Below are 1,006 nucleotides of genomic sequence, written 5' to 3'. Positions count from 1 at the left end.
ACGTGAGTTCGACGGCTCAAAAAATAGTAGGAGGTAGAGCTGGCAAGCCATGAGGATGGATATCTAAAGACGGCTTTTTCTCTTGATAGGTATAGGCAACCAACCCAGCTAACAAATTGACGAGGAAGTTGAAGATGCTACGATGGCGAGAATGCTCAATTTGGCAAATGTTCTTGAGTTGGTCATTGATCGACTCAATGACAGCACGTTTCCGCAGCAGAATCTTATCAATCAATGGTATGAGGCGGGATTTCATCTTGCGCTTACAACGAGTAATCAATTGCAGACCACGAGCAAAAAGTTGCTCGAACAAAGGCTGTGAGATGTAACCTTTGTCCCCGAATAGCTTCCCAATCAAATCTTTGGTTAAGTCGGGGACAGGTTGTCGGTCGTCCACGTTGGCAGCAGTGAGCTTGAACGCTAGTAGTTCTCCTTTATCGTTAATGACTAAGTGCAGCTTGAAACCGTAATGCCAACCGACGGAATTCTTTCCCCAACCTACATATCCCACAAACACTTTGTGGGCGCGTGCCCGACAGCAATGACAAACTTGAATTGGTGTCGAATCAATGAAGTTAATTCCGGTGATTTCACCCGTGCGAGTGTACAAGTAGCAGCATAACGTCATCACGCACCAAGGCATCAGTTCGACAAATCGAGTATAGCTGACTAGCTTTGGAAAGGCTTGGCGCCATCCTGGTAACACTTGCTTGGTATAAAAGTCTTTGAAGGTACGATAACCACTACCGTGAAAGGCAATGACAATTGTTATCACTTCACTCATATGCATTCGAGAACGGCTCAGCCGCTCCCCTTGTATAGACGGTAACTGAGGCTGTTGCTGCCACAGTCGCTCAAACTGTTGGCAAAAATCGTCCACCTCACAGAAGACTTGGGTAATCTCCAGGCGAGATACAATTGTTTCCATAGCTGAGACTATTGTGTGTGTATTTTGAGCATAGGTCTCAGTTTTCTTTTTGGCTAGTTTTTCTCATCGAACTCACGT

Annotated in this window: 1 protein-coding gene; it reads right to left on the bottom strand. The window is 45.5% G+C overall.

Annotation, left to right across the window (positions count from 1 at the left end; genetic code table 11):
- Positions 1–16: 16 nt before the first annotated feature.
- Complete coding sequence (locus tag DSM107010_RS37815) at positions 17–928, bottom strand: IS982 family transposase (protein ID WP_422387936.1); 912 nt, start codon at positions 926–928, stop codon at positions 17–19.
- Positions 929–1,006 lie beyond the last annotated feature (78 nt).

It is taken from the genome of Chroococcidiopsis cubana SAG 39.79 (assembly GCF_003991895.1).
Taxonomy (GTDB): Bacteria; Cyanobacteriota; Cyanobacteriia; order Cyanobacteriales; family Chroococcidiopsidaceae; genus Chroococcidiopsis; species Chroococcidiopsis thermalis.
This window is presented reverse-complemented; position numbering and strand designations above follow the sequence as displayed.